The sequence below is a fragment of the Pollutimonas bauzanensis genome, from assembly GCF_900129885.1.
Classification (GTDB): domain Bacteria; phylum Pseudomonadota; class Gammaproteobacteria; order Burkholderiales; family Burkholderiaceae_B; genus Pollutimonas; species Pollutimonas bauzanensis.
In genome coordinates, this window is sequence record NZ_FQXE01000007.1 from 59,439 (window position 1) to 83,145 (window position 23,707).

General features: G+C 63.2%; 21 protein-coding genes and 1 tRNA gene. 15 read left to right on the plus strand and 7 right to left on the minus strand.

The features are described 5' to 3' along the window. Positions 1-65 precede the first annotated feature (65 nt). The 11 genes from rnr (at position 66) to BUB23_RS14300 (ending at position 11,739) form a co-directional block, all read left to right on the plus strand. The gene (gene rnr, locus BUB23_RS14250; RefSeq protein WP_073103904.1) at positions 66-2,504 is read left to right on the plus strand and encodes a ribonuclease R; all 2,439 of its coding nucleotides are present in this window, start codon (positions 66-68) and stop codon (positions 2,502-2,504) included. Between the two features lie 116 nt (positions 2,505-2,620). After that, entirely contained in the window at positions 2,621-3,367 is a 747-nt protein-coding gene (rlmB, locus tag BUB23_RS14255) for a 23S rRNA (guanosine(2251)-2'-O)-methyltransferase RlmB (protein WP_073103906.1), read from the plus strand. Positions 3,368-3,430: 63 nt separating this feature from the next. Continuing rightward, positions 3,431-4,660, plus strand: coding sequence for a cystathionine gamma-synthase family protein (locus BUB23_RS14260; protein ID WP_073103908.1), 1,230 nt, complete (start codon positions 3,431-3,433; stop codon positions 4,658-4,660). Between the two features lie 357 nt (positions 4,661-5,017). Then, on the plus strand, positions 5,018-5,290 hold the full coding sequence (locus BUB23_RS14265; protein ID WP_073103910.1) for an HU family DNA-binding protein: 273 nt from the start codon (positions 5,018-5,020) through the stop codon (positions 5,288-5,290). 88 nt (positions 5,291-5,378) lie between these two features. Continuing rightward, positions 5,379-5,454: transfer RNA gene (locus tag BUB23_RS14270), tRNA-Val, on the plus strand. Between the two features lie 293 nt (positions 5,455-5,747). Further along, positions 5,748-6,608, plus strand: coding sequence for an energy transducer TonB (locus BUB23_RS14275; protein ID WP_073103912.1), 861 nt, complete (start codon positions 5,748-5,750; stop codon positions 6,606-6,608). A gap of 10 nt (positions 6,609-6,618) precedes the next feature. After that, positions 6,619-7,497, plus strand: coding sequence for a MotA/TolQ/ExbB proton channel family protein (locus BUB23_RS14280; protein WP_073103914.1), 879 nt, complete (start codon positions 6,619-6,621; stop codon positions 7,495-7,497). Next, a complete protein-coding gene (locus BUB23_RS14285; RefSeq protein ID WP_073103915.1) occupies positions 7,498-7,974 on the plus strand; it encodes an ExbD/TolR family protein in 477 nt (158 codons plus the stop codon). A gap of 109 nt (positions 7,975-8,083) precedes the next feature. Further along, positions 8,084-8,758 carry a response regulator transcription factor gene (locus BUB23_RS14290; protein WP_073103917.1) on the plus strand — a complete coding sequence of 225 codons (675 nt, stop codon included), beginning with the start codon at positions 8,084-8,086 and terminating at the stop codon, positions 8,756-8,758. A gap of 16 nt (positions 8,759-8,774) precedes the next feature. Then, positions 8,775-9,833, plus strand: coding sequence for a sensor histidine kinase (locus tag BUB23_RS14295; RefSeq protein ID WP_073103919.1), 1,059 nt, complete (start codon positions 8,775-8,777; stop codon positions 9,831-9,833). A 4-nt stretch (positions 9,834-9,837) separates the two neighbouring features. After that, positions 9,838-11,739 (plus strand): potassium transporter Kup, encoded by a 1,902-nt coding sequence (locus BUB23_RS14300; RefSeq protein WP_073103921.1) that lies wholly within the window; start codon positions 9,838-9,840, stop codon positions 11,737-11,739. Between the two features lie 3 nt (positions 11,740-11,742). Here the strand turns inward: BUB23_RS14300 and BUB23_RS27040 are convergent, their stop codons facing one another. Next, the gene (locus BUB23_RS27040; protein WP_073103923.1) at positions 11,743-12,318 is read right to left on the minus strand and encodes a hypothetical protein; all 576 of its coding nucleotides are present in this window, start codon (positions 12,316-12,318) and stop codon (positions 11,743-11,745) included. Positions 12,319-12,665: 347 nt separating this feature from the next. Here BUB23_RS27040 and BUB23_RS14315 point away from each other — a divergent pair, with 347 nt between their 5' ends. The 4 genes from BUB23_RS14315 to BUB23_RS14330 all read left to right on the plus strand — a co-directional run bounded on the left by BUB23_RS14315 (position 12,666) and on the right by BUB23_RS14330 (position 17,502). Continuing rightward, positions 12,666-13,886 carry an ABC transporter substrate-binding protein gene (locus tag BUB23_RS14315; protein ID WP_073103927.1) on the plus strand — a complete coding sequence of 407 codons (1,221 nt, stop codon included), beginning with the start codon at positions 12,666-12,668 and terminating at the stop codon, positions 13,884-13,886. Between the two features lie 81 nt (positions 13,887-13,967). Further along, a complete protein-coding gene (locus tag BUB23_RS14320; protein WP_073103929.1) occupies positions 13,968-14,843 on the plus strand; it encodes a branched-chain amino acid ABC transporter permease in 876 nt (291 codons plus the stop codon). A 2-nt stretch (positions 14,844-14,845) separates the two neighbouring features. Next, a complete protein-coding gene (locus tag BUB23_RS14325; RefSeq protein ID WP_073103931.1) occupies positions 14,846-16,765 on the plus strand; it encodes a branched-chain amino acid ABC transporter ATP-binding protein/permease in 1,920 nt (639 codons plus the stop codon). Positions 16,766-16,779: 14 nt separating this feature from the next. Then, entirely contained in the window at positions 16,780-17,502 is a 723-nt protein-coding gene (locus tag BUB23_RS14330) for an ABC transporter ATP-binding protein (protein ID WP_073103933.1), read from the plus strand. A gap of 72 nt (positions 17,503-17,574) precedes the next feature. Here BUB23_RS14330 and mnhG read toward each other — a convergent pair whose 3' ends face one another. The 6 genes from mnhG to BUB23_RS14360 are packed head-to-tail and all read right to left on the minus strand — an operon-like array spanning position 17,575 to position 23,578. Further along, entirely contained in the window at positions 17,575-17,913 is a 339-nt protein-coding gene (mnhG, locus tag BUB23_RS14335; protein ID WP_073103934.1) for a monovalent cation/H(+) antiporter subunit G, read from the minus strand. Beyond that, positions 17,910-18,191: a K+/H+ antiporter subunit F gene (locus BUB23_RS14340; protein WP_073103935.1), complete on the minus strand. Its 282-nt coding sequence runs from the start codon at positions 18,189-18,191 to the stop codon at positions 17,910-17,912. Before BUB23_RS14340 ends, mnhG begins: the two co-directional genes overlap by 4 nt. Further along, positions 18,188-18,676, minus strand: coding sequence for a Na+/H+ antiporter subunit E (locus BUB23_RS14345; RefSeq protein ID WP_073103937.1), 489 nt, complete (start codon positions 18,674-18,676; stop codon positions 18,188-18,190). Before BUB23_RS14345 ends, BUB23_RS14340 begins: the two co-directional genes overlap by 4 nt. After that, a complete protein-coding gene (locus BUB23_RS14350) occupies positions 18,673-20,307 on the minus strand; it encodes a monovalent cation/H+ antiporter subunit D (protein ID WP_073103938.1) in 1,635 nt (544 codons plus the stop codon). Before BUB23_RS14350 ends, BUB23_RS14345 begins: the two co-directional genes overlap by 4 nt. Then, positions 20,304-20,648 carry a Na+/H+ antiporter subunit C gene (locus tag BUB23_RS14355; RefSeq protein ID WP_073103939.1) on the minus strand — a complete coding sequence of 115 codons (345 nt, stop codon included), beginning with the start codon at positions 20,646-20,648 and terminating at the stop codon, positions 20,304-20,306. Before BUB23_RS14355 ends, BUB23_RS14350 begins: the two co-directional genes overlap by 4 nt. Then, positions 20,648-23,578, minus strand: coding sequence for a monovalent cation/H+ antiporter subunit A (locus BUB23_RS14360; protein WP_073103941.1), 2,931 nt, complete (start codon positions 23,576-23,578; stop codon positions 20,648-20,650). Before BUB23_RS14360 ends, BUB23_RS14355 begins: the two co-directional genes overlap by 1 nt. Positions 23,579-23,707: the final 129 nt, after the last annotated feature.

Genomic DNA, 23,707 nt, shown 5'->3' on the forward strand with positions numbered 1-23,707 from the left:
GTTTTGCATTACATCTTTAAGAGGCGCAAAGTATAACGCATTTTTTTAACGAACGGAAATCACCTTTGAACAAACGCTCCAAGAACGACTCGAACAGCAAAGAAAATCCAGCTGGCGCACACGATTTGCCGCCGGATTTCGATCCGGACGTGCCTAGTCGGGAAGTCATCATGCAGTACCTGCGATCCTCGGAAACGCCCGTGGCGCCTGAGCTTTTGGCGAAATCGCTGGGGGCGTCGGTGCCATTGTCGGTGGGTTTCGATCGTCGGCTGAAAGCCATGGAACGCGACGGCCAGCTCTTTTTCAATCCGCAAGGGCAGTTGTTGCTGAACAACAAACTGGAGTTCATCGCCGGGCGCGTGCAAGGCCATCGCGACGGTTTCGGCTTTTTATTGCGCGACGACGGCGGCCCGGATTTATTCCTGTCGCCGCGCGAAATGCTCAAAGTGTTGCACGGCGACCGCGTTTTGGCCAAGCCCGACGGCGAATATCGCGGCAAGGCGGAAGCCACCATCGTCGAAGTCATCGAGCGGCGCACCAACAAGCTGGTCGGGCGCTTCCTGAAAGAGCGCGGCAACTATATCGTGGTCCCCGAGGACCAGCGCATCAAGCACGATATTCTCATTCCGGCTTCCGATATGGGCGGCGCCGAGCCGGGGCAGGTGGTCACGGTCGAAATTGTCCAGCAGCCCACCCGCCATACGCAGCCGCTGGGCCGCGTGGTCGAAGTGCTGGGCGAAATCGACGACCCCGGCATGGAAATCGAAATCGCCGTGCGCAAGTTCGATGTGCCGCATGAATTTTCCCCGGCTACTTTGCAACTGGCCGAGAAACTGCCGGCCACGGTCAAGGCCACCGACCTGAAAGACCGCATCGATTTGCGCGAAGTGCCGTTTGTCACCATCGACGGCGAGGACGCGCGCGACTTCGACGACGCGGTGTTTTGCACGCCGGTCGAGCTCGGCACCGAAAAGCGCCGCAAGCCGGGCTGGCGCCTGCTGGTGGCCATTGCCGATGTCAGCCATTATGTTCGCCCGGGCGATGCGCTCGACAACGATGCCATCGAGCGCGGCACCAGCGTCTATTTTCCGCGGCGGGTCATACCCATGCTGCCCGAGGCCTTGTCCAACGGCATCTGCTCGCTGAATCCCGATGTCGACCGGCTGGTGCTGGTCTGCGATATGGTGATCGCCGCCAGCGGCGCCAAGGCCGGCAGCATCACCGCTTACCAGTTTTACGATGCGGTCATTCATTCGCACGCGCGCACCACCTATACGGATGTCTGGGCGGCCCTGCAGCAGCCCGGCGGGCCGGCGGGGCAGTCCATGCAGGCGGTGCTGCCGCATATACAGAATCTGCACGAGCTCTATCAGCTTTTTGCGCAGGCGCGCAAGAAGCGCGGCGCCATCGATTTCGACACGATAGAAACCAGGATAGTCTGCAATTCATTGGGCAGGATAGAAAAGATCGAAGCCTATACGCGCAACGATGCCCACAAGCTGATAGAAGAATGCATGCTGGCCGCCAATACCTGCGCGGCCGAATTCATGACGCGCAACAAGCGGCTGGGCCTGTATCGCGTCCACGAAGGCCCGACGCCCGAAAAGCTCAAATCTTTGCGCGACTACCTGCGCAACCTGGGGCTGACTCTCGGCGGTGGGGAAGACCCCACCACCGATGATTACGCCAAGCTGGTCCAGGCCGCGCGCAACCGGCCCGACTTCGCGATCATCCAGACCATGTGCCTGCGGTCGCTGCAACAGGCCATCTACAGTCCCGAGCAAGTGGGGCACTTCGGCCTGTCCTACGACCATTACGCCCATTTCACTTCGCCGATACGCCGCTACCCGGATCTGCTCACCCATCGGGTCATCAAGGGCGTGCTGCGCGGCAAGCGCTACGTGCCCGAGGCCGCCGATATCGGCAACCTGGCGGCGCTGCCCAAGGACGAGCGCGAGCATGCCGTCTGGGAAAAGCTCGGCGTGCTGCTGTCGGCTCGCGAACGCCGCGCCGACGACGCCTCGCGCGACGTCGAAGCATGGCTCAAGTGCTGGTTCGTCAAGGAACGCGTGGGCGAGGAATTCAGCGGCCGGGTCACGGGCGTGGCGACGTTCGGCATATTCATTACGCTGGACACCTTGTTCGTGGAAGGCATGGTGCATGTATCGGAACTCGGCTCGGATTATTTCCAGTACAACGAAGCCATGAACGAATTGCGCGGCGAGCGCACCGGCATACGCTATCGCCTTACCGATGCTGTGCAGGTGCAGGTGGCGCGCGTCGATCTGGAAGCGCGCCGCATCGAGTTCCGGCTGGTAAAGGGCACCACCTTCAAGGCCCTGAAAGCGGCGATAGAGCCCGAGGCGCCGGCCGAACGCCGTGTCAAGCGCGCCGCGCCCACCAAGCCGGAAGCATTGAAAGGCACGACATCGAGGCAGCGCAGGGCGGCAGCCAAGCGCAGCGCCAAGACGGCCTCGGCGCCGAAGACCATACGGCGGCGCTGACGGTCCGCGGTCCCGCGGCAAACGCCAGGCGCTAGCGGCGCCGGCCTTGGGGGGTAAAATGCGTTTGCGCGGGGCTCGTGCGAGGCCCGCGCAAAAACAACTCCATAAGGATATACATGTCGTCTCATCAGGTTCTGGCCGGTTTCCATGCCGTGATCGCCCGCTTGCGCCACGCGCCGGGCTCGATCAGGGAACTCTACGTCGAAGCATCGCGGCGCGACAAGCGCATGCAGACGTTCATCGAGCAGGCGCAGGCGGCCAATATCCGGGTTCATCCAGTCGCCGCCGAGCGCCTCGACGGCCTGGCGCGCGGCACCCGGCACCAGGGGGTGGTGGCCCTGGCCGAAGCCCATCCCCTGGCCGCGGATGTCGACGAGGTCCTCGACTGGCTCGAGGACAAGCCCGAGCCCGCCTTGTTTTTGATACTGGACGGCGTGACCGACCCGCACAATCTTGGCGCGTGCCTGCGCACGGCCGATGCCGCGGGCGTGCATGCGGTGATTGCGCCGCGCGACAAGGCCGTGGGCTTGAACACCACGGTGCAGCGGGTTGCGAGCGGGGCCGCCGAGACCGTCCCCTACATCATGGTGACCAACCTGGCGCGCACCATGCGCCAGCTCAAAGAGCGCGACGTCTGGCTCGTGGGAACGGATGACCAGGCTGCCTCGACCATACATCAGGTCGACGGCCGCCGCGCCATGGCGTGGGTGATGGGCGCCGAAGGCGAGGGCATGCGCCGCTTGACCCGCGAGACCTGCGACGAGCTGGTCCATATCCCCATGCTGGGATCTGTCGAGAGCCTGAACGTCAGCGTGGCCAGCGCCGTCTGCCTGTACGAAACGCTGCGGCAGCGCCGCTCTTAGCCTTGCGGCGGCGGCCTTCCCATTTTCCTTCACCCTATATCTATATATCGCTCTTCTTCCATCATGGCTAAAAACGGCTTTACCACTACGATTCTTCATTCAGACCGGCGCGCCTCGGTCGAACACGGCGCCATTCACAAGCCCATGCATCCGTCATCGCAGTATGCGTTCGCCGATGCGCGGGAACTGGCGGCCGTGTTCCAGGGCAAGCCGGGCTTTACCTATGCGCGCCAGGGCACGCCCACGACCGCCGCCCTCGAAGCCAAAATTTCGCAAATGGAAGACGGCGCCGGAACGGTCAGTTTCGCCACCGGCATGGCGGCGCTGGCGGCCACTTTTTTTTCCCTGCTGAAAGCGGGCGACCATCTCATCAGCAGCCAGTATATTTTTGGCAATACCAACAGCCTGCTTGGCACCCTGGCCGGCCTGGGCGTCGAGGTCAGCCTGGTCGACGCGACGGACGCCAGGAATGTGATCGCCGCCCATAGGCCCGAAACCAGGATGGTGTTCACTGAATCGCTGGCCAATCCCGGCACCCAGGTGGCGGATCTGCAAGCCATAGGGGACTGGTGCCGGGAAAAGCATCTGGTCTACGTGGTCGACAACACCCTGGCCACGCCCTGGCTGTGCCAGGGCAAGGCGGTCGGGGCGTCGCTGGTCATCAATTCCTTGTCCAAGCACATAGGCGGGCATGCCAATGCCTTGGGCGGCGCGGTAACGGATACGGGGCTGTACGACTGGACCGGCTACGAAAACATCGCCGCGCCTTATCGCGGCGGCAAGCCCACTTCATGGGGGCTGACCCAGATAAAGAAAAAGGGTTTGCGCGATATGGGCGGCACGCTGGCGTCCGAGGCGGCCCACCGCATCGCCGCGGGCGCCGAAACGCTGGCCTTGCGCATGGATCGCGCCTGCGCGAATTCCCTGGCGCTGGCGCAGTTCCTGAGCACGCATCCCAAAGTCGCCAAAATTCATTATCCGGGGCTGGCGGGCCATCCTCAGCACGAGCGCGCCGCGCAGTTGTTCGGCAATCGCTACGGCGCGCTCATGGGCATCGAGCTGGTCGACGAGGTCGACCTGTTTGATTTCCTGAACCGCCTCAATGTGCTGATACTGGCGACCCATCTGGGCGACAATCGCAGTCTGGTTCTGCCCATGGCCCACACGATCTATTACGAGATGGGCGCGGAACGCCGCGCGCTGATGGGCATTTCCGACAACTTTTTGCGCGTATCCGTCGGTATCGAAGATGTGCAGGATCTGATCGGCGACTTTGTGCAGGCCTTGCAGTAAAGCGGGCATCGCTTGAAGAACGATGCGGGCGGCCGGAGATAACATAGTTTTCTCTCCGCCGGCCAGCCCAGTTGCAAACTTTGCAAAATTTATTGTTGTTGCCGCGCAAAAATCAAAAAAGTCAGCAACGATGCGGGTTTTCAAGGTTTTTTGCTTGACAGCCATGGGTTTCAAAGGCTTAATACGCGGTAGTCAGCTGGGTGTGCTTATTTGCAGCAACGTCACCTGGTTGCACCCACATCATTGCCTGTGGGTAATACGAATGTCACTGACCATGCTGCGTATTTTTCAATCAAGCGCCAAGTCAGCCCCTTGCGGGACGAACTTGGCTACAATAATTTTTAGGGGTAATCCTTAATGAACAAAACAGAGCTTATCGAACACATTTCCACCAAGGCCGATCTGTCGAAAGCCGACGCTGGCCGCGCGCTCGAAGCGTTTATCGGGGCCGTGAAAACTACACTAAAAAAGAAAGGCACAGTGACTCTGGTCGGCTTTGGCACGTTCGCCGTATCGGAACGCGCGGCGCGCACGGGCCGCAACCCGCGCACCGGCGAGGCGATCAAGATCAAGAAAGCCAAGGTGCCGAAATTCCGTCCCGGCAAGGCGCTTAAAGAAGCCGTCAACTAATATTTGACTTGGATTTGCATAGCCAAACGCGCTACGTTATAATTTTGTCTTCGCGTTTTGCGCCAAAGCAGTGGTACCCAGCGATAACGGGTGCTTAGCTCAGTTGGTAGAGCGGCGCCCTTACAAGGCGTAGGTCACAGGTTCGAACCCTGTAGCACCCACCACTACTATGCAATGAAAGAATAGCCACTTAAGGTTTGCTTAAGTGGCTTTTTCGTATGCGCTCGGCTTGCCAGCGGCCGGCACGACATTGATCAATACACAGCCCATTGAAACGGACGTAAACTTGGCTGTGTCTTGCCCGCGGTGATGCCTGCCGGCGCCCGGATGCCGCAGCTTGCGGCCATTATTGCGAATGGTTCGCATTTCTGCTACTATTTTGTTCTTGTTTCAACTACAGCGGTTTCCGCGCGACGCATGCCGGGTTCGCTGTTTAACACTTTCAATTGCTTATTCAATGCCGCGTTCCCATGCTGAACCGAAATCCCGCCCCGTGCTTATCAAAGTGGCCGGGGTTGCCGTTGCGGTGGGATTACACTTGGCGGTGCTGGGGGCCATACTGGCGTCCCCGCCGATCAAGCCCGAAATAGACCTCCCCGAAACGGTCGAGGTGCGTTTCGTTGAAATCGCCGACGATCCGGTCGATGCGGCTGCCAACATCGAGACCGACCTGGAGCCGGTTCAGGAGGTGGCTGTCGTGCCCCCGGAACCCGAGGTGGTCCCCGAACCCGAGCCCGAGCCCGAGCCCGTCGTCGAGCCCGAGCCGCCCGAACCCGAACCGGTGGTCGAGCCGGAACCGGAGCCGGAGCCTGTCGTGGAGGAGCCCGAGCCGGAAGCCATAACGCCGGAGCCGCCGCCCGAACCCAAGCCTGAACCCAAACCCGAACCCAAGCCCAAGCCGAAACCCAAACCCAAGCCCAAGCCGGTGGTCAAGGCGCCGCCCAAGCCCGAAGCGCCCGTTGCCGCGGCTGCGCCGGTCGGCAAGGCAAGCGCTCCGGCCATGCCCAAGGCCCCTTCGGCGCCCGTCGATCCAAACCGGCCGCGCATGATAGGCAAGGTCGATTATCTCGGCAAGCGGCCCAGCCCGGAATACCCGCGCGTTTCCGAGCGCCGCGGCGAGCAGGGCAGGGTCGTGGTGCGAGTGCTGATTTCCGCCCAGGGCTCGGTGCTGGATGTGTCGGTGCGCTCGTCCTCGGGCTACACGCGCCTGGACGACGCCGCCTTGAAGGCCGCGCGCACCGCGCGTTTCAAGCCTTATACGGAAAACGGTATCGCATATCAGGCCATGGCCGATATTCCCTTTGATTTTGTTTTATAGGACGCAACGAATGTTGGATTTTCTAAATAGCGCACTGCATGTGCTTGCCCAGCTTGGTGAAGCCGCACCCGCTGCGCAATCAGGCGCCGCCGCGGCTGGCATGGCCGCTCCGGCGGCCGCGGCCGCTGCCGCGGCGGGGACCACGGCAGCCGACATTGCGCAGGGCGGCGGCATGCTGCACTTCATTTCGCAAAGCGACATCGTCGGCAAGACCCTGTTCGGTTTTCTTATCGTGATGTCGCTGACCAGCTGGTATCTGATCTTCGTCAAGTCGTTCACGAATATCCGGATAGGCATGCGTTCCAAGAAATTCCTGACCAGCTTCTGGGCGGCCAGCTCGCTGGAACAGGTCGAAAACGAAATCGCCATACACGGCGCCAACGAGCCCTTTGCGCACCTGGCAATTCATGCGATCCATGCGCGCACCCATCATGCCAAGTACGGCGCGATGAAGCTCGAGGAGAAAGGCTCCACGGGCGCCTTCGTCACACGCACCATACGCAAGGTGATAGACGAAGAAACCGCGCGCCTCGAGAACGGCCTGACCATACTGGCATCCATAGGGTCGACCGCGCCTTTCGTGGGGCTGTTTGGCACGGTGTGGGGGGTGTATCATGCCTTGGTGGGCATAGGCTTGTCGGATGGCGTCACCGTCAACCGCATTGCCGGCCCGGTGGGCGAAGCCCTCATCATGACGGGCCTGGGCCTGGCGGTGGCCATACCCGCGGTCCTGGCCTACAACGGTTTCGTGCGCAGCAACCGGGTCTACCTGGCGCGCCTCGATGTCTTCGCCCACGATCTGTTCACCTTCCTGTCCACGGGGCAGCAGGTGTCGGAATCTTCCAATAAAGCGCGCCGCGTCGTGCTTGCCGCAAGCAAGGGTGAATAAATGGCCTTCGGCAGCTTTGACAACAAAGGGGTGAGCCATACGGTCTCCGAGATCAACATGGTGCCGCTCATCGACGTAATGCTGGTGCTGCTGGTGATATTCATCATCACCGCGCCCTTGCTCAGCCATTCGATCAAGATCAATGTGCCGCAGGCCTCTTCCCAGCCCGTCGAGCAGGAACCCAAGACGATAGACCTGGCTGTCGATGCCCAGGGGCAGTTGTACTGGAACGAGCAGGCGGTGACGGCGGACCAGCTTACGCAAAAATTCGCCGCTGAAGCGGCGCTGGAGCCCCAGCCCGAATTGCGCATCCGGGCCGACCTGAACACGCGCTACGAAGTGCTGGCGCAGGTCATGAGCAGCGCCAAGGCGGCGGGCCTCAAGCGGCTGGGCTTCATTACCCGGCCCGGCTCCAAGGACGCGGCCGAGGACCACGTCGCGGCCGACAAGGCGGCCGAGCCGGCCGCGGCGCGATGAGCGGCGCCTGGTCCGGCGTCTGAACAGCCGCCTGTCAGCTTTGTAACGGCACCGGGATAAATCCTCGCGGAACTATAAAAATTCGGGCGCTTCGATATAGAATCACGGTATGAGAGTACTAGTTATCGAAGACGACACCACGCTGGGTCATGCGCTGCAGGAATTCCTGGTCGAGCAGGGGTATGCGGTCGACTGGCTTGAAGATGGCGATCAGGCGCTGGGCGCCGTCGCCGGCCAAAGCTACGACCTGCTGTTGCTGGACCTTAATTTGCCGGGCCAAAGCGGGCTGGATGTGCTGCACAAGCTGCGCGCCGGCAATCTGCAGGTACCCGTCCTTATCCTTACCGCGCGCGACGGCATCGAGGATCGCGTCGCCGGCCTGGATGCCGGCGCCGACGATTATGTCACCAAGCCATTCGAACTGCCTGAACTGGCGGCGCGCGTGCGCGCCTTCGCCCGGCGGCGCGCCGGGCAGGCGCAGCCCTTCATCGAAGCCGGCCCTTTGCAGTTCGACACCGTGGGCCGGGAAGTGCGCGTCCACGGGGAACGCCTCAGCTTGTCGGTGCGCGAGCTTTCCGTCCTGGAAATGCTCATGGCGCGCGTGGGGCGGGTGGTCACCAAGCGGCAGATCGTCAATTCGCTTTCGGCATGGGACGCCGATTTCAGCGAAAACGCGGTGGAAGTCTATGTATACCGCCTGCGCAAGCGGCTGGAAGGCACCGGCACCGGCATACAAACGGTGCGCGGCTTCGGCTATCTTCTCGACGTAGAAAGTGCCCCGTAAGTTCCGCGGCGAGTTGATGCCGCGAGGCTCGCTCGCGCGTCACCTGGTTTTGCGCCTGCTGCCCGCCGTCATTGTGCTGGTCGTGCTGGATCTGAGCGTCACATGGGTGATGACGCGCAAGGTCAGCCTTGAAGCCTGGCTGCTGCGCGACCTTTTCTGGACCATGGTGGTCAGCCAGGTGGTGCTGGTCTCGGTATTTACCTGGGTCCTGCTTTCCGGCGTGCGTTCGGGCCTGGCGTCCATCAACCGTTTGTCCCAGGAAATCAGCCAGCGCTCCATCGATGACCTGCAGCCGCTCGACGTGGCGGGGCTGCCTACCGAGGTGGCGCCCATGGTCGCGCACTTCAATGACCTCCTGCTGCGCCTGGACGATTCCATGCAGGCGCAGAAGCGCTTCATCGGGCATGCCGCCCACCAGCTCAGGACGCCCCTGGCCGGACTGAAGCTGGAGTCCGAGCTGATGCTTACGCGCAGCCTGCCGGACGACGTGCGCGAGCGCGCCGAGCGCATCAAGAAAGTCACCGATCGCATGATAAGGCTGGGCCAGCAGTTGCTCGTGCTGGCGCGCGCCGATTCGTCGACCCGCCCGCAGGACAGCTTTGTGCGGCGCGATTTATGCGAATGGGTGCGGGCCAGCGGCGCCGAATGGATACCCGCGGCGCGGGCCAGCCACGTGGATATCCAGTTGATGGCCCCCGATGAGCCGGTCTGGGTGGACGTGGACCCCTTGTTGCTGGAAGAGCTGCTGAGCAATCTCATCGACAATGCCTTGCGCTACGGCGTCGGGGCCAGCGCCATTACGCTGCAAGTGGGCGCCAACCCGCCGTCCCTGACGGTTGAGGACGATGGCCCCGGTATCGAGCCGGAAGATTCCGAACGCGTATTCGAGGCCTTTTACCGGTCTTCGCGCGCCGCCGCCGGAGGCTCGGGATTGGGCCTGGCCATCGTGCGTGAAATCGCGCGCGCCCATGGCGCCTGGTGGAATCTGACCAGCCGTCCCGCTTTTCCGGGCACGCGAATTACTGTTGTATTCCCAGGGCCCCGGATAGGGGCGAAACTCAGAAGACAAGAGTAAAAACATGGACCAGGCAACTGCGGCGCACGACCCCCCGAAACCGGCCGCGACGCCGGGGGCCGCCATTCTGGTGGGGGCCTTGGGCGTGGTCTACGGCGACATTGGCACCAGCCCCTTGTACACCATCAAGGCCGCGCTCGCGCAGGTCGCCAACCCGGGCGAGGCCGAAATCCTCGGCCTGCTGTCTTTGCTGTTCTGGATGCTGATGGTGGTGGTGTCGCTCAAGTATGTGACCATCATCCTGCGGGCCGACAACCGCGGCGAGGGCGGCACGCTGGCGCTGATGGAACTGGCCGTGCGCGGGGTCTCGGGGCGCAAGAGATGGCGTTTGATCGTGCTGGGTTTGATCGGCGCCTGCCTGTTCTATGGCGACAGCATGATCACTCCGGCCATTTCGGTATTGTCCGCGCTGGAGGGAATCGCCATCGTTTCGCACAGGCTGGATCCATGGGTCGTGCCTTTGTCGGTGCTGGTGCTGGGCGGCCTGTTCATGATCCAGTCGCGCGGCACGGGCGCGATGGGCAAGCTTTTCGGTCCCGTCATGCTGCTCTGGTTCCTGACGCTCGGGGCGCTGGGGGCGTGGCGCATCATCCTGGAGCCGCATATCCTGCAGGCCTTGAATCCGATGTGGGCCTACGCATTCATCGCGAAGGCGCCCTGGGAGACCTTCCTGCTGCTGGGGGCCATCGTGCTGGCGCTGACGGGCGCCGAGACCCTGTATGCCGACATGGGCCATTTCGGGCGCTCGGCCATCCGCCGGGCGTGGTTCGGCCTGGTGCTGCCGGCGCTGGTGCTTTGCTATTTCGGGCAGGGGGCGGTGATCCTGGCCGATCCGTCCACGATGCGCAACCCTTTCTTCCATATGGCGCCGGACTGGGGGCTGGTGCCGCTGGTGGTGCTGGCGACGGTGGCGACCGTCATCGCTTCCCAATCGGTCATCTCGGGCGCCTTTTCGGTTACGCGCCAGGCGGTCCAATTGGGCTTCTGGCCGCGCATGGTTATCCTGCACACCTCGGCGCGCGAAGAGGGGCAGATTTATCTGCCGCGCGTCAACATACTGCTGTTCATTGCCGTGCTGGTCCTGGTGCTGGCTTTCGGCTCGTCCGAAGGGCTGGCGCACGCCTATGGGTTCGCAGTCACCGGCACCATGCTGATGACCTCGCTGCTGGCTTTCGCAGTGTTGCCGCGCAATGCCAAGGGGCCCAGGCGGCTGATGTGGCTGGGCCTGATCAGCGTATTCCTGGTCCTGGACGTATTGCTGTTTTCGTCGAACGCCTTGAAGATACATGATGGCGGCTGGGTGCCCTTGCTGGTCGGCCTGTGCCTGCTGACGCTGATGATGACCTGGAAGCAGGGCCGCGACCAGATGCATGAAACCCTGTCGGGCGACCATCAGCCGCTCAAGTCCTTCATGGAATCGCTGGAAGAATACCCGCCCACCCGGGTGCCCGGCACGGCGGTGTTCATGAGCATGATCGTCAATACGGTGCCGCCGGCGCTGCTGCACAACCTCAAGCATAACAAGGTGCTGCATGAGCAGGCATTGTTCCTGACCGTGGAAAGCGCCGATGTGCCTTACGTGCCCTTCAGCGAGCGATACCGGCTGGAACGATTGAGCCGGACCGCCTGGCAGGCGGTGGCGCGCTGGGGTTTCAAACAGGAGCCGAATGTGCCCAAGGTGCTTGAGCAGATCAGCCAGGAACATCCCGAACTGAACCTGGATCCCATGCAGACTTCATATTTCCTGTCGCGCCAGACTGTCATCGTGGTGCGCAAACTGCCGTTCCACCTGGCCTGGCGCCGCCGGCTGTTCGCCTTCATGGCGCGCAATGCCAGCCGCAGCACCCGTTTCTACAAGATTCCGCCCAATCGGGTGGTGGAGATGGGTATGCAGCTGGAACTGTAAGGCTTATTTGGCGATGCCGGTGCCCGGCACCGGCGCGGCCGGGGTCAAGGGCGCGGGCGGGGCCACGGAGGGCGGGGCGGGTGGCGCCAGCGACGGGGCTGGCGTTGCCGGCGGCGGGTTGGGCGTCAGGCCCGGCGCAGGCGGGGCCGGCACCGGGGCCGGGGCGACGGCGCCGGGCGTGGTGATGGTGGTTTCGCGCAAGACGCCGCCCCCGCCCACGCTGCCTTGGGTCCTGGTGTTCTGGCCCGACATCTGCAGCATGCAATCGTCGCGCTTCGCCGCGGGCAGCGCCTGGCACCTTGCCACTTCATTTTTATCGTAGGCCTGATTGCCGTTGCTCAAGCGATTGCGGCGGGATTCGTCGCGGGCCGCGCCGGCTTCGCGCAGGCAGGTGGCTTTGTCCTGATTGGTCTGGCCGGCATTGCAGCGCGCGATATCCGTCTTGTAGCGGGCTTCGATGTCCGCATTGCCCGGGCTTGCGCCCGGGCCGGCGGCCATGGCCAGGGGAGCGGCAAGGCAGGCGCCCAGAGCGCAGGCGGCCAGAAGCTGGCGGGATAATGTGATTGATCGAGTATGCATCGTAGATGTACTCCTTGTTAGATATCAGTTCGCAGAAATAGCCATGAATCTGGAATCAGTATATCGACCCACGGCGGCGGTTACGTAACCAAATGTTTTTTATGGTTTTCCCTGCCCCCCGCCGCCAGGCAATCGATACAGCAAGCCATGTTCCTGGCGGGCGCCCACGGAAAAACGCCGCCCGCGGACGCCGCTGCCGGCGCGGCGGGCTTAACGCGGGGCGGCTGTCAGGAGGATGTCAGCAAAGGTAAGTTTGGTGTAAGTAAATTGCCGGATATTAGGCTCCCCGAGTCAGCCCTCGGGTTTATTTCCAATATTCAAAATTCAAATATCCGGTAGGAGACAATATGCATTTCAAGCTCAAGCTGCTCGTGGGTTCCATCGCTCTGGTGGCAGGCGGTACATCGTTCGCGGCGGACCCGATCAAGGTAGGCGTTTCGGGTCCCTATACGGGCGGTTCCTCGTCGATGGGCGTGAGCATGCGCGACGGCGTGCGCCTGGCCGCCAAGGAAATCAACAAGAATGGCGGTGTGCTGGGGCGCCAGATCGAACTCGTGGAACGCGATGACGAAGCCAAGAACGAGCGGGGCGTTCAAATCGCCCAGGAACTGATCAACCGCGAAAAAGTGGTGGCCACGCTGGGCTACATCAATACGGGCGTCGCCCTGGCGTCGCAGCGTTTCTATCAAACGGCCGAAATTCCGGTGATGAACAATGTGGCGACCGGCAGCGTCCTGTCGCATCAGTTCGAGCCGCCGAAATATGAACACAATTACGTCTTCCGCCTGGCCGCGCACGACAGCATCCAGGCGCCGATGATCGCCGAGGAAGCGGTGTCCAAGCTGGGGTTCAAGAAAGTGGCCATCATGGCGGATTCGACGAATTACGGGCAACTGGGCCGCAAGGACCTGGAAACCGCGCTCAAGGCCAAAGGCGTCATCCCTGTTGCCGTCGAGAAGTTCAACATCGGCGATGTGGACATGACGGCGCAGCTCCTGCGCGCCAAGGAAGCGGGCGCCCAGGCACTGCTGACTTACGGCATCGGCCCTGAACTGGCGCAGCTTGCCAACGGCATGGCAAAGCTGGGCTGGAAAGTTCCGATGGTGGGCAGCTGGACGCTGGCCATGGCCAACTACATCGATACGTCGGGCGCCAATGGCAACGGCGCCATCATGCCGCAGACCTTCATACAGAATCCCAACACGCCCAAGCGCAAAGCGTTCATCGACGCCTATCTGGCCGAGTTCAAGCCGAAAAACGACCGCATCGACTCGGCGGTTTCGGCGGCCCAGGGCTACGATTCCCTGTACCTGCTCTCGGCCGCCATGAAGCAGGCAAACAGCACCGAAGGCCCCAAAGTGCGGGCGGCGCTCGAAGACCTCAAAACGCCGGTCGAGGGCGTGATCATGACCTACGACCATCCGTACTCGGTGAAAGACCACGACGCGATCACCGCGAACCTGGTGTACATGGGCGAGGTCAAGGATGGGCGCGTGGTTTTCGCCCACCCGGAGGACGAGCAGAACAGCGCCAAGCCTAACAAGAAAGAGCTGTCGTCGGCAAAATAACAGCCGCGACGCGGCGTTTATAAAAGACGTTCACTCCCCCTCGCCATAACGCGGGGGGGACTCTTTTCTATCGGAAATTTCATGGCTATTCTTCTTCAACTGGTATACAGCGGGGTCGCGCTGGGCATGATCTATGCCGTGATCGCCTTTGGCTATCAACTGACGTTTTCGACCTCCGGAACATTGAATTTCGGGCAGGGCGAGGCGCTGATGCTGGGCGCGCTGGTCGGCCTGACGCTGGTCGGAATGGGCGTCAATTACTGGGTAATGATACCCATCGTTTGCGTATTCGGCCTTGTGCAAGGCGCTGTGGTGGAGCGGGTTGCGGTGCGTCCCGCGCTCAAGTCGCGCTCCGAGTTCGGCTGGATCATGGCCACGATAGCCCTGGCCATCATCTTTCGCAACACCGCGGAAAACGTGTGGGGCCGCGACGCCTTGCGCTTTCCGTCCCCCATATCCGAAACACCGCTGAAAGTCCTGGGCGCCAATGTGCTGCCGATGGAATTGCTGGTGGTGGGCGGCGCATTGCTCATCATGCTGCTGGTCGAGATGTTCAACCGGAAATCCATCTATGGCAAGGCCGTGGTGGCGACGTCGGCGGACCGCGACGCGGCCGGCCTGATGGGCATCAACACCAGCCTGGTCATTACTTTTTCCTATGCCTTGTCTTCATTGACCGCGGCGTTCGCCGGCGTGCTGGTCGCGCCGTTGACACTCACCGGCGCTTCCATGGGCGCCGTGCTCGGCCTGAAGGCATTTGCGGTCGCCATCATCGGCGGCCTGGGCAGCGGCATGGGCGCCATCGTTGGCGGCCTGATACTGGGCATCGCCGAAACCACCACGGGCTACTACCTGTCGACGGGCTACAAAGACGTGCCCGGCCTGGTGCTGTTGCTGCTGGTGCTGACGATCAAACCCGCCGGCCTGTTCGGCAAAACAGCGATCAAGAAGGTGTAGCAATGAAACCGATGCGTCTTGGTCTTTTTATCGTATTCATCGCAGTGCTGGCGGGCGTGCCCCTGGTGGTCACCAACTCGTTCTACCTGCATCTTATTGAAACCATCCTCATCTATACCATTCTTTTGTATGGCCTGGATATCGTGGTGGGCTATACCGGCCAGGTGTCCCTCGGGCATGCCGGCTTGTTCGGCGTGGGCGCTTATACGGCGGGCGTGCTGTTCTACCACCTGGGCCTGCCCATCTGGTACACCATTCCCGCGGCGATTGCCGTGACGGCGGTATTCGGGGCGATACTCGCGCTGCCTTCCTTGCAGGTGACCGGGCCGTATCTGGCCATGGTGACGCTGGCCTTCGGCACCATCATCCAGATCCTGATCAATGAAATGGACTTCCTGACCGAAGGCCCGCTGGGCATCGTGATCGACAAGCCCGAGGTGGCGGGGCACACCTTCAGCGGCGCGGAATACTTCTGGCTGGTGTCGGCGCTGATGATACTGTCGCTGATACTGACGCAGCGGGTGGCCAAGTCGCACCTGGGGCGCTCGTTCGAGGCATTGCGCGACAGCCCCATCGCCTGCGACTGCATGGGCGTGTCGGTATACAAGTACAAGGTCTACGCCTTCGTGATCAGCGCAGGGCTGGCCGGCTTGTCCGGCGCGCTGCATGCCTATTCCGAGCAGTACATTTCGCCCAATACCTATACCTTCGAGCTCACCATCCTGTTCCTGCTGGCCATCATCATGGGCGGGCGCAAGACGCGCAGCGGCGCCATTCTGGGGGCGGCCATCATCGTGCTGCTGCCCAAGATGCTGGATGACATCTCCACGTTCCGGTCCATCGCCATCGGGCTGGCGCTGATCATCCTGGTCGGCGGCGCCGTGCTGGTGATGCGCGGCCGGTCGACGCTGCGCCGCGTGGCCATACCGATAGCCGGCACGGTCCTGCTGGCGGCGTTCTCATTGGTCATGGACCAGATGACGGATTGGCGCCTGACGATCTTCGGGGTGATGATTCTATTCGTGGTGTATTACCTGCCCGACGGCATCATCGGTTTCTTGCGCAATGTCTTCGGCATTTCCAGCCATGCGGTCAACGAGCTGCCGCCATTGCGCCGCGAAGCGACGGGGCTGAGCGCCGCGGCGGCGGGGGCCCATGAGGCGCTGCTGCGCGTCAACAATGCCGTCATGCAGTTCGGCGGCCTCAAGGCCCTCAACAATGTCGACCTGCTGATCGAGCGCGGCACCATCCATGGCCTGATCGGCCCGAATGGTTCGGGCAAGAGCACCATGATGAACGTGCTCACCGGCATCTATACGCCCACGTCCGGCGCGATAGTCTTTGCGGGCGCATCCCTGGTGGGCGTGTCGCCGGCGCAGATCGCCCAGAAAGGCATAGCGCGCACTTTCCAGAATGTGCAGCTGTTCGGCGAAATGACGGCGCTCGAAAACGTGCTGGTCGGCTTGCACCACACCTTTACGGTGAGTTTCGCCGGCGTGGCCCTGCACCTGCCGTCATGGAAGCGGCAGGAAGCCGCCGCCCGCGAGCGGGCCTATGCCTTGCTGGACTTTGTCGGCCTGGCCGGCCTGGCCCTCGAGGAAGCGCGCAATCTGCCTTACGGCAAGCAGCGCCTGCTGGAAATCGCCCGCGCCCTGGCGCTGGACCCGCAACTGCTCTTGCTGGACGAGCCGGCGGCCGGCCTGACGGCGCCCGATATCCAGGACTTGCTGGTGATCATGCGCAAGATCAAGGACTATGGCCTGACGGTGATCCTGATCGAGCATCACATGGATGTGGTCATGGGCATTTGCGACAGCGTTTCCGTGCTCGACTTTGGGCAGAAAATTTCGGAAGGCCTGCCCGCGGAAGTGCAAGCCGATCCACGCGTCATCGAGGCCTACCTCGGTGGCAGCGCAGCCTAGTCCAGGAGCAAGCAATGTTATCGATCAAGAATCTGGAAGCCGGCTACGGCAAGGTGAAAGTGCTGCATGGCGTCAGCATCGAGGTGCCCAAGGGGCGGGTGGTGACGCTGATCGGCTCCAATGGCGCCGGCAAGACCACCACCATGAAGGCCATTTCGGGCATGCTGGCGCCCAGCGCGGGGGAAATCACCCTGGGCGGAAAAAACATATTCGGGCTGGAATCGCACCGCATCGCCCGCCAGGGGCTGGCGCATTCGCCGGAGGGGCGCCGGGTGTTCCCGACGCTCAGCGTGGCCGACAATCTGCTGCTGGGCGCCTTCCCGCGCCTGACCGGCAGCCGGGCCAGAGGCGACGTGCAAAACGACCTGGAGCGCGCCATGGACCTGTTCCCGCGGCTCAAGGAGCGCCGCCAGCAACAGGCCGGCACGCTTTCGGGGGGCGAGCAGCAGATGCTCGCCATGGCGCGCGCCGTGATGCTGAACCCGGACATCATTTTGCTGGACGAGCCGTCCATGGGGCTGGCGCCCATCCTGGTGGACGAGGTGTTCCGGATCATCCGCCGCCTGAAAGAGGAAGGCGTCACCATGCTGCTGGTCGAGCAGTTCGCCGCGGCCGCCCTGGCGGTGGCCGATTACGGCTATGTCCTGGAAAACGGCAGGATAGCGGTGCAGGGGCCGGCCGAGCAGCTCAAGACGGATCCGGCCGTTGTGGCCGCCTACCTCGGCGGCGGGCATTGAGCCTGCCATGCTTGCCGGCGGCGGCCGGCTGGAGGCGCGGGCCGCCTCGCGCGAGGCGGCCCGCGCCCGGCTTCATTCCGGGCTTTCTTCCGCTTTCTGCTCCACCCGCAATTTGCGGCGGATGGCCGCGCGCATCAGCAGCATGGCGGTCACCGGCGAGGTGATCACCAGGAACACGGTGATCAGTATCTGGTGGACCACCACGCGGTGCTCCAGCGCGGAGGAAATCAGGATGGATGCCAGCAGCACGCCGAAGACGCCCAGCGTATTGCCCAGGGTGGGCGCGTGGATGCGGCAGTAGAAGCTGTCCAGGCGCAGCAGGCCCAGCGAGCCGGTCAGCGTGATGATGCCGCTGATGACCAGCAGGATGGCGGCGGGAATGGCCGCCCAAAGGGGCAGGGTATCCATCATGGCTCGATGACCTCGCCGCGCAGCAGGAACTTGGCCATGGCCACCGACCCCACGAAGCCGAACATGCTGATCAGCAGCGCGATATCGAAATACAGTCCGGAGTTGAATTGCAGGCCCAGGACCAGCAGGATCAGCATGCCGTTGACGTACAGGGTGTCCAGCGCCAGCACCCGGTCCGAGGCCGTCGGCCCGCGCAGCAAGCGCAGCGCGGCGCAGGCCAGCGCCAGCACGAAACAGCCCAATGCAAAGGTGGCGGCCCAGTAAACGAGTTGGTTCATTCGAAGATCTCCATCAAGGGGCGTTCATACCTGTGCTGAATGGTATGCCGCCATTGGCTTTCGTCCTTCAGGTCGAGGACATGCAAGGTCAGCAGGCCGTCATCTTCGGAGTAGTCGGACCAGACCGTGCCGGGGGTGTAGGTGATAATGCAGGCCAGCGCCGCCAGGCCGTGCGGGTCGCGCATGCGCAAGGCGATTTTCAGGAAGCCAGGGGTGACGTCGGCCTTGGCGCCCAGCCAGATGATGCGCGCCACGGCGATGTTGGAATGGGTGATGTCGACCGCGACATGCCAGATGAGCCTGGCCGCCAGCAGCGGTTTCTTGGGGTAGGCCTGCAAAGGCCGCAATGCCAGGGCGGCCCAGCCCAGCAGCAGGGCCAGTATGGCGCCCAGCGCCAGCTGGCCCGGCGAGAGGGTATTGTTGAGCAGCAGCCATAGCGCCAAGAGCAGCAGCGGCAGGATCAGCCTGTGCAGATAGCGTTTCATCGGTGGACTCCCGGCGCTACGCCCCGTACCGGGTTTTGCGTCAATACCGCGTTGATGTAGGTGGCCGGACGGTCCAGGTACTTGGCGGTTTCTTCCACAAAGCTCATCACCGGGCCGGCCCAGAACGCCAGCGCGACGCAGGCCAGCACCAGCGCGCCCACCGGGCCGGCCTCGCTGATGCGCAGGCGCGGCGTGACGGCGTCTTCCGTGCTCCAGAAAAGCCGTATGCCTGTGCGGCTCAGCGCGATGATGCCCGCCAGGCCCGACATCAGCACGCCTCCCACCAGCATCCAGGCGGCCGGGGAGGGGGCGGTAGCGGAGGTCTGCAGGGCCGCGGACAGCAGCGAGAACTTGGCAACGAAGCCCGACAGCGGCGGCAAGCCGGTCACCAGCAGGGCGCAGGCGATGAAGGCCATGCCGAGAAAGGCCATGGCCGCGGGGATGGCGACTCCCACGACATCGTCGGAGCGGTCGGCGGGCTCGGGATCTTCCAGGTCGAAGGCTTCGAGGCTGACGGCCAGGAGGTCCGCGCCGAAGGCCTGCGTGCGTTCGACCATTTCCAGGAGCATGAAGAAGGCGCCCAGGGCCAGCACCGAGCTGATCAGGTAAAACAGCGCCGGACCGGTCAGGGTGACGCCCGGCATGCCCAGCGCGGCAAGCAGGGTGCCGGACGACATGATGATGCAATAGCCCGCCTGCCGCTCGGCCTGCGGGGCGGCCAGCAGGCCGATGGCGCCGAAGACCAGGGTGGCCATGCCCAGCGGAAACATCCATTCCCCGCCGAAGGCGGCCGGCGCGCCGGTGGGCACCAATAAAGAGCCTATGCGCAGCAGCGCGTAGATGCCTACTTTGGTCATGATGGCGAAGATGCCGGCGACCGGCGCGCAGGCATTGGCGTAGGCGGCGGGCAGCCAGAAATTGAGCGGCCAGGCCGCGGCCTTGATCAGGAAGGCGATGCCCAGAATGGCCGCGCCGGCCTCGAACAGCCGGCGGTCCGGCCCCGCCAGTTCGCCGGCCCGCGCCGCCAGGTCGGCCATGTTCAAGGTGCCCGTCACGCCGTAGATGAGCGCCATGGCGATCAGCAGCAGGAAGGAGGCCAGCAGGTTCACGACGATGTAATGCAGGCCGGCCGCCACGCGGGCCTTGCCCGAGCCGTGCAGCATCAGTCCATATGAGGCAGCCAGCAGCACCTCGAAGAATACGAACAGATTGAACAGGTCGCCAGTGAGGAAGGCTCCGTTCAGGCCCATCAGCAGGAACTGGAACAATGGATGGAAATGCACGCCGGCCCGGTCCCAGCGCGCTGTGGCGTAGACCCACGTCGCGGCGCCCAGCACGGCGGTCAGCACCAGCATGATGGTGGACAGGCGGTCGACGACCGCCACGATGCCGAAAGGCGCCGGCCAGTCGCCCAGCAGGTAGACGCCCACGCCATCGGGCCAGCCGCTGGGGATGAAGCCGGCCGTCAGGCAAAGCAGGGTAATGGCGACGTAAAGCTGGGCCGCGATGGAAGCAAAGCTCAGGACCAGCCGCAAGCGCCGCTGCGAATCGCGCAGCATGAGCATGGCCGCGCCGACCACCAGGGGGATGGCTACCGGAAGTATGGGTAAATGCTGGAACCAGCCGTTCACTGTCTGGTCTCCCTGCCGTCTACGTGATCGGTGTCCGACAGCCCGCGCGAGGCCAGCAGGACCACCAGGAACAGGGCGGTGGTGGCAAAGCCTATGACTATGGCCGTCAGCACCAGCGCCTGCGGCAGGGGATCGGCGTAGTGGCTCGCGTCGGCTCCCCATTCAGGGTTGATGACGGGCGGCGCGCCCAGGCTGATGCGGCCCATGCCGAATATGAACAGGTTCACGGCATAGGAAATCAGCGACAGGCCCATGATGACCTGGAAGGTCCGCGGGCGCAGAAGCAGCCAGATGCCGGATCCGGCGAGCACGCCTATGGCGATGGCGAGGACGATTTCCATCAAGGGCTTCCTTCTTCTTCGGGTGGGGGCGCGGCGACGGCCGGCGCGGGCTTGCGGTAAAGCCGCAGCGATTGGTGGGCGAGGGCGACGAGCATCAGCACGGTGGCGCCGATGACCAGCATATACACCCCTATGTCGAATAACAGCACGGTGGACAGGTGCACGTGGCCCACGACCGGCAGCATGAGATCCCAGCTCATGGCCGCGAGAAACGGCTTGGAGGCCCACCATACCGACATCGCGGCCGCGCCCGCCAGCAGCAGGCCCAGCGCTATCCAGTTCTGCGGATGCAGGCGCTGGCGCGCTTCGACCCAGATCACGCCGCCCACCATGTATTGCAGAATGATGGCCGTGGCCATGATCAGTCCCCCCACGAAGCCGCCGCCCGGCAGGTTGTGCCCCCTTATGAGGAAGTACAGGGACACCAGGGCGGCCATGGGCAGCAGCAAGCGCACCAGCACGGCGGGTATCTTCATGACGCCGTCGGGGATGGGCGCCTTGGGGTCGGGCTCGGCAAAGCGGTCCAGCAGTTTGCCCTTGGTGGGCAGAACCTGGCGGGCGGCCGGCAGCGCCAGGCTTTCGGGCGGCGGCCGAAAGCGCCGCAGCAGCGCATAGACGGTCAGGGAGACGATGCCCAGCACGGTGATTTCGCCGAAGGTATCAAAGCCGCGGAAATCCACCAGTATGACATTGACGACATTGGCGCCGCCTCCCAGGGGCAGGGACTGCTGCACGAAGAATGATGAAATCCCCTTGGGATGCGGGCGCGTCAGGACGGCATAGGCAATGGCCGAGAGCCCGGCGCCGCTTATCACGGCAATGATCAGGTCGCGGAAACGGCGCACAAAGGCCCGCAGGGCATTCTGCATGGGCTGTTCGTCGTCGGCCTCGACCCGCGGCGGCAGCCAGCGCAGCCCCAGCAGAATCAGCACCATGGTGACCACTTCGACGGCCAGCTGGGTGAGCGCCAGGTCGGGCGCCGACAGCCAGGCAAAGGTCAGGGCGGTGACCAGGCCGGCGCCGCCGGCCATCAGCAGGGAGGCCGCGCGATGGTACTTGGCCTGCGTGGCCGCGCCAATGGCACAGGCGCCGCCGGCCAGCCACATCAGCACGAAGAAGGGGTTGACCGGCGTCGACAGCTCGGGCTGCAGCCAGGCGCCGCGCAGCAGCGGCAGCATGGCGACGAAGAAAGTGGCCAGGACGATCAGCATCAACTGCGGCTGCAGGCGCGGCGAGCGGGTCCAGTCCAGCAGAAACGACGCCAAGGTGTCCAGGCCTTCGAGCAGGGATTCGAATGTGCGGCGGCCATCGAATCGGTAGATCAGCGGCGCCTTGCCCGGCCGCGTGCGGTGGCGGTGGCGCAGCAGCCACAGCAGGCCGATGCCGCCGGCCATGGCCAGGAAGCTCATGGCCAGCGGCAGATTGAAGCCGTGCCAGACGCGCAGATCGTATTGCGGGGTGTCGGCGCCCAGGATGGCGATGGTGGCGTTATGCAGGAAGGGGCCCAGCGTGAAGCTTGGAATGATGCCCACCACCAGGCAGGTCAGGACCAGGATGGCGCTGGGGATCAGCATGCGCAGCGGCGGCTCGTGGGGCGCGCGGGGCAGGTCGCGTGGCGCCGGACCGAAAAACACCTGGGTGATGAAGCGCAGGGAATACGCCACGCTGAAGGCGCTGGCGATGACGGCGGCTATCGGCAGGCCGTAGCGGGTTTCCCAGTTGCCGCTGACGAACACGGTTTCGGCGAAGAACATCTCTTTTGAAATGAAGCCATTGAGCAGCGGCACGCCCGCCATGGAAGCGGCCGCCACCACGGCCAGTGTGGCGGTGATGGGCATGCTTCGATACAAGCCCGACAGCCGGGTCAGATCGCGGGTGCCGGTTTCGTGGTCCACGATGCCGGCCGCCATGAACAAGGAGGCCTTGAAAGTGGCGTGGTTGATCATGTGGAAAACGGCGGCGACCAGCGCCAGTTCGCTGTTCATGCCCAGCAGCAGCGTGATCAGGCCCAGGTGGCTGATGGTGGAGTAGGCCAGCACCCCTTTCATATCGAGCTGGAACGTGGCGGCGTAGGCGCCCAGCACCAGCGAACAGAGCCCGGCGCCGCCGATGATCCAGGTCCATTCGGGCGTTCCGGCCATGACCGGCCAGAAGCGCGCCAGCAAAAAGACGCCGGCCTTGACCATGGTGGCGGAATGCAGGTAAGCCGACACCGGCGTGGGCGCCGCCATGGCATTGGGCAGCCATACATGGAAGGGAAACTGCGCGCTTTTGGTCAGGGCCCCCAAGGCCACCAGCACCAGCATGGTGGTGTACCAGGGGTGCGTGCGTATCAGGTCTCCCGATGCCAGGACGACGTCGAGGTCATAGCTGCCCACCACATGGCCCAGCATCAGCATGCCCGCCAGCAGGCAGAGGCCGCCGGCCCCCGTGATGGTGAGCGACATGCGCGCGCCGCGGCGCGCATCCAGCCGGTGGTGCCAGTAGGCGATGAGCATGAACGAGGAGAGGCTGGTCAGTTCCCAGAAGACGACCAGCTGGATCAGGTTGCCGGACAGCACCACGCCCAGCATGGATCCCATGAAGGCCTGGAAAAAGGCGAAAAAGCGTGGCACCGGATCCTGGGGCGACAGATAATAGCGGGCGTAGAGGACTATCAGCGCGCCCATGGTGGTGATGATCATGGCGAACAGCCATGAATAGCCGTCCATGCGCAGGGTGAAATCCACCCCCAGGCTGGGTACCCAGGGCACGACGGTCTTGACGACATGGCCGTCGATGACGTTGCCGAACTGGGAAAAAACCAGGACGGCGCAGGCTATGGCCACGAAACCCGCCAGCCACGCCTCGAGCTTGCGAGCATTTGAAGGCAGCAGCGCAGCGATAATGCTGCCTGCGAAGGGCAGGGCAAGGATGAATACTAAAGGCATCAGGGGGCTGGGAGTATGGTATGAATGAATCTAACCCTAATAATACGATATGTTGCTTTCAGCTTTGCGAAAGCTAGGCTTTTTTGCGCTTTGATCGCGGATTATTTTTAGTTTGCTTCTTTACTTGAC